The 5,473-nt window shown below is 72.2% G+C and carries 4 protein-coding genes; 2 read left to right on the plus strand and 2 right to left on the minus strand.

Annotated features, from left to right (window positions below; translation table 11 throughout):
- Positions 1-287: 287 nt before the first annotated feature.
- Together VF647_25535 and VF647_25540 are read left to right on the plus strand one after the other, a co-directional pair.
- Positions 288-1,511, plus strand: coding sequence for an MFS transporter (locus VF647_25535; protein ID HEX8455467.1), 1,224 nt, complete (start codon positions 288-290; stop codon positions 1,509-1,511).
- Positions 1,512-1,649: 138 nt separating this feature from the next.
- The gene (locus tag VF647_25540) at positions 1,650-2,207 is read left to right on the plus strand and encodes a GNAT family N-acetyltransferase (GenBank protein ID HEX8455468.1); all 558 of its coding nucleotides are present in this window, start codon (positions 1,650-1,652) and stop codon (positions 2,205-2,207) included.
- Between the two features lie 380 nt (positions 2,208-2,587).
- Here VF647_25540 and VF647_25545 read toward each other — a convergent pair whose 3' ends face one another.
- Together VF647_25545 and VF647_25550 are read right to left on the minus strand one after the other, a co-directional pair.
- Positions 2,588-3,718: a glycosyltransferase family 4 protein gene (locus VF647_25545; GenBank protein ID HEX8455469.1), complete on the minus strand. Its 1,131-nt coding sequence runs from the start codon at positions 3,716-3,718 to the stop codon at positions 2,588-2,590.
- Positions 3,715-5,473: molybdopterin oxidoreductase family protein (locus VF647_25550; GenBank protein ID HEX8455470.1), on the minus strand; the 1,759-nt coding region annotated here is incomplete at its 5' end. The genes VF647_25550 and VF647_25545, both read right to left, overlap by 4 nt.

The following is a 5,473-nucleotide window of genomic DNA, read 5'->3' on the forward strand; positions in this document are numbered from 1 at the left end:
CGTCACGAGCGACGCGCCCCCCTGACCGCGGCATCCCCATGTTCCTGCTACGCCTCATCCTGAACACGGTGGTCCTGGGCTTCATCACCAAGGCCCTGGGACGCTTCTTCCCCATCCTGCTCCGCTTCCTGCGCCTGATCAAGCCGTAGGGCTACCGGTCCGGCCGAGCGCTCGGTCCGGGCGGCCGCACCCGCGGCCGTCCGGACGTTTTGCACGCGGCGTTCGCGGAGATAAGTTGGAGGGCGGCCCCCACGGCGGGGGCCGCCCTCATTTTCACGCACGACACGGTGGCGATCCCCAACCCCTGGCGCGGCCTGCGCGGTCTTCCCGCGGACGTGTGGCTCATCTTCGCCACCACGCTGGTGAACCGCACGGGGACGATGGCGCTCCCCTTCCTGGTGCTGTACCTGACGCAGCACATGCGGCTGCCGGCGCAGACCGCTGGGGCCGCACTGACCGTGTACGGCATCGGCAGCCTGTGCAGCGCGCCGGTGGCGGGCCGGCTGTGCGACCGGCTGGGGGCGTTGCGGGTGATGGAGCTCTCGCTCCTGATCTCCGGCGCGCTCCTCCTCCTCTTTCCGCTGGCGCACTCGTTCGCGGCGGTGCTCGGGCTGACGGTGGCGTGGGCGCTCGCGGGAGAGGCGATCCGCCCCGCCAGCCTCGCCGCGCTGGCGGAGACCACGGAGCCGGAGCAGCGCCGGGCGGCCGTCTCGCTCAACCGGCTGGCGGTGAACCTGGGGATGAGCATCGGGCCGGCCGCGGGCGGGCTGCTGGCAACGCTCTCCTTCCCCGCCCTCTTCGTGGTGGATGGGACGAGCTCGCTGGCCGCCGGCGTGGTGCTGGCCGTCGCCTCGCGGCGGATGATGGCTCTGCGGCGCGCGCGCGGCGTGCCCGTCGCCGAGGCCGCCGCCGTGCCGCATCTCGGACCGCGCGCGCTGGCGGACGGGCGCTTCCTCATCTTCCTGGCGGGGAGCTTCCTGGTGGGGATCATCTTCTTCCAGCACAGCGCCGCCATGCCCCTCTTCCTGGTGCGCGACCTGGGGCTGTCCGCCGCGCTCTTCGGCATCCTCTTCGTGATCAACACGGTGCTGATCGTGCTGCTGGAGGTGCCGCTGAACCTGGCGATGGCGGGGTGGACGCACCGGCGCACGCTGATGGTGGGCTGCCTCCTGTGCGGCGCGGGCTTCGGGTCGATGGCGCTCGCCTCGCTTCCCTGGCACCTGGTGCTGTGCACGCTGGTGTGGACCTTTGGCGAGATGATCCTCTTCCCCGGCACCGCCGCCTACGTCGCGGACGTGGCGCCGGCGGAGCGGCGGGGCGAGTACATGGGCGCGTACACGATGTCGTTCGGCCTCGCCTTCACCGTCGGCCCGTGGGCGGGTACGGTGATCCTCGAACGCGCTGGTGCTCCCGTTCTGTGGAGCCTAATGCTGGTGCTCGGCATCGCCGCTGCATGCGTGATGAGCATCGCCGCCTCCCGTAGAGCGCCGGTCGTCGCGGCGGCAGGCTGATGCGCCTCAACTGCTGGGCTCACGCGGAGACGCGGAGGCACGGAGGAGAGCACGCGAAGTTCTCTCTGCGTCTCCGCGCCTCCGCGTGAGACCCGCAGTTCCGCGTGATGCACACCCTTTGACCTGAGGAGCAGTGGTATGGATTCCGTGCCCACGATCGCGCGGCAGCCTTCGCTGGAGACGCCGCGGCTGCTCCTGCGCCCGCTGACGACCGCGGACGCCCCGGCGGTGCAGCGGCTCGCCGGCGACAAGGAGGTGGCGTCCACCACGCTCAACATCCCGCACCCCTACCCGGACGGCGCGGCCGAGATGTGGATCGGCACCCTGCCGGAAGCTTACAACAGCGGCGAGGCGGTGGTGTTCGGGATCACGCTGCACGACGGCGGCGAGCTGGTGGGCACGTGCGGCCTGCGGCTGGAGCTGCCCCACGCGCGGGCCGAGATCGGCTACTGGGTGGGGCGCGAGTACTGGGGGCGCGGCGTGGCGACCGAGGCGGCGCGAGCGGTGATCGACTACGCGTTTTCCCGGCTCGGGATACGTCGGGTGTACGCGCACTTCTACACCCGCAACCCGGCCTCCGGCGCGGTCATGCGCAAGCTGGGCATGACGTACGAGGGAAGGCTGCGCGGGCACGTGCTCAAGTGGGGGGTGTTCGAGGATATCGAGCTGTACGGGGTGCTGAAGGAGGAGTGGTAGGGGCCCCACCCCCAGCGTCGCTCCGCGACGCATCCCCCTCCCCCGAAACTGCCTGGGGGAGGGGGTTTGCGTTTTCGGGAGGCCGCGGACCGGTACGCCGGGCGGTGGTGGCGCGGAAGACACGGGCAGCCACGTGGGGCGGCCCCTACGAGGTTCTGTGTGCGGGGGCGGGGTTCGTGGTTCGGGCGAGGGTGGGCAGACACACAGGTCTGCCCCTACGAGGTGGCGGTGTGCGTTGGGCAGGGCGGCGGAGCGGCGGCGGGCACGGGCGCGATGAATCGCGCCCCTACGGCGCATCTGCGAAGCGCGGGCGGAGTTCTCCCCCTCACCCGCCCTGCGCCCCCGCAGGCGGGGGAGGGGGCCGGGGGGAGGGGGCCCTCCTACCGCCCCAACAGCCCCACGAACCTCCCCGCGATCGCCGTCCATGAAAAATTCTCCGCCGTGTACGCGGCCGCACGCCTCGAAGCCTCCGCCAGGCCGGGGCGGTCGGAACGGTGGCGGAGGATGGCGGAGGCGAAGGCCGCGGCGTCGCGGGTGGGGACGAGGTGGCCGTTCTCGCCCTCGCGCACCACGTCGCTGATCCCCTCCAGCTCGGCGGCGAGGACCGGCATTCCGCAGAGGCCCGCCTCCAGCATCACCACTCCGAAGCCCTCGATGTCGCCGGGGACGTGGATGTTGGGCATCACGAAGAGGTCGCCGCCGCGGTAGAGGGTGCGCAGCATCTCCTCGCTCACCTTGCCCAGCATGCGCACGCGGCCGCCGAGGGCGTGGCGGTCGATGGCGGCCTGGATCTGCGGGGTGGTGGGGCCCTCACCCGTGACGAGGTAGAGGACGTCGGGGGGGAGGCGCGGCATCACGGCGTCCACGAACCAGTGGAAGCCCTTGCGCTCCTGGTGGCGGCCGACGCTGCACAGGATCAGCGTGTCGTCCGGCACCGTCTCGCCGATGGCGGCGAGGAGCTCGCGGCGGGCGGCGGCGCGGTCGTGCGGCGGGGCGAAGAGCGCCGTGTCCACGCCGCAGGGGACGACGTGCATCTTGGACGCTGGGAGGCCGCGGAGGAGGCACTCCTGGCCGGTGGCGCGGCTGATGGGGAAGACCAGGTCCAGCGCATCGAAGACGCGCGGCACCAGCCACTGGTACCCCGGCGTGGGGAGCGTCACGTCGCGGCCGACGGGAATGGCGGCCATGCGCGCGCCGCCTCGGTGCACCGCCGCTCGCAGGGCGACGGAGAGCGAGGCGGTGACCATCGAGGAGAAGAGGACGACGTCGATCCCCTCGCGCGCGACGGTGCGCGGGATGCGGCGCAGGAGGCCGGCCATGTAGCCGGGCATCCGGTACGGCGTGGCCTTCCACGAGGTCTCCAGCACGTGCGAGTGCAGCTCGACGCCCGGATGGATGGCGAGCGCGTCGTGGAGGCCGGTGGCCACGCGCTGCATCCCGCCGACGTTGGAGAGGGGCTGGCCGCGCAGAGGGAAGGAGTGGGAGACGTAGAGGATGCGCAGCCCCTTCACGCCGCGACCTCCACCTCGACGGCGTTGTCGTAGAAGACGGCGCCGCCGCCCATGTCCGTGGTGCCCTGCGAGGTGGTGTCGTTCACCGTCTTGCCGCCCTCGCTGAGCCGCGCCCAGCGCACGCCGTAGGAGACCGCCACTCCGGGGCGCACGTCGTCGGTCACGACGGCGAGCGCGAAGAAGTCGCCGCGGTCGTTCCAGCTCCGCACGCGGTCGCCCTCGCGGATGCCGCGGACGGCGGCTTCGTTGGGGTGCAGCAGGATCTTCGCCTCGCCCGCCGCCTTTCGCAGGGCGGGGATGTTGACGAAGGTGCTGTTCATGAACTGGTGCTCCGGCGGCGAAAGGAGCATCAGCGGAAAGCGCGCGGCGCGGCGCGGATCCGCCGCCGCGCTCTCGGCCGGGGGCGTGAAGGTGGGAAGCGGATCGAGCCCCATCGCCGCCAGCTCGGGCGCGACGATCTGGATCTTGCCCGTGGGCGTGTTGAGCCGCCCCGGGTCCGCGTACGGCAGGAAGGGCTTCGGCACGGCCAAGCGCACGTAGCCCTCGTCCAGGAGCTGCCGCAGCGTGACCGCGCTCAGCGCCGGGTTGGGCGAGTCGAGCGCCTGCTCGATCAGCTCCAGGTCCGTCTCGCGGAACTCGGCGTCGTCCAGCCCTATACGCGCCGCGATGCGGCGAAAGATCTCGGAGTTGGGGAGGCTGTCGCCGACCGGCGCGATCGAGGGGCGGTTGAGGGTGACGTACAGGTGGCCGTACGAGGTGTGCACGTCCCAGTGCTCGAGCTGCGTCGTCGCGGGGAGGATCCAGTCCGCGTAGTCCGCCGTGTCCGTGCGGAAGTGCTCCAGGACTACGGTGAACAGGTCCTCGCGGCGCAGCCCCTCACGCACGCGCCCCAGGTCGGGCGCGACGGCGGCGGGGTTGGAGTTGTAGACGACGAGCGCCTGCACCGGCGGGCCGCCCACCCCCGCATCCGGCAGGGTGAGCGCGTCGCCGAGCTGGATCATGTTTATGGTGCGCGTGCCCCCCGGGATCCACTCCGGCTTCTCCAGCGCGGCGCCGTTGGCCTTGAACGCGCCGGAAGTGGACAGCGTGGCCCCGCCGCCCACGTCGCGCCACGCGCCCGTGACCGCCGGGAGCAGGGAGACCACGCGCACGGCCATCCCGCCGCCGGCGTGGCGCTGCATTCCGTAGTTGAGGCGGATGAAGGCGGGGCGGGTGCGCGCGTACTCCAGCGCCAGCGCCTCGATCGCCGTCTCGTCCAGCCCCGTCTCCGCGGCCGCCCGCTCGACGCTCCACTCGTGCAGCGCCCGCTCGCGGAGCGCCTCCCAGCCGACGGTGTGGCGGCGCAGGTAATCGCCGTCCTCCAGGCCGTCGCGGAAGATGACGTGCATCATCCCCAGCGCCAGCGCGGCGTCGGTGCCGGGGCGGATGGCGAGGTGCTGGTCGCACTGGGCGGCGGTGCGCGTGCGGATGGGATCGATCGCGATGATCTTCGCCCCGGCTTCGCGCCCGCGGCGCAGCGCCGGCCACAGGTGCGGGTTGGAGGTCAGCGTGTTGGTGCCCCACAGGAGCACGAGCCGCGCGTGCTCCGCCTCCTCAGGCGTGGGGCCCATGCGGTCGCCGTACGTCACCTTCCACGCCTCCGTCCCCGCCGTCGCGCAGATGGTGCGGTCCAGCAGCGACGCGCCGATGCGGTGGAAGAAGCGTCGGTCGATGGAGCCGCCCTGCACCAGCCCCATTGTCCCCGCGTACGAGTAG

The sequence above is a fragment of the Longimicrobium sp. genome, from assembly GCA_036387335.1.
Taxonomy (GTDB): Bacteria; Gemmatimonadota; Gemmatimonadetes; order Longimicrobiales; family Longimicrobiaceae; genus Longimicrobium.

What these genes read in the sequence shown, in the direction of transcription:
- VF647_25540 (HEX8455468.1), top strand. Translation starts at nt 1,650, where the DNA reads ATGGATTCCGTGCCCACGATCGCGCGGCAGCCTTCGCTGGAGACGCCG.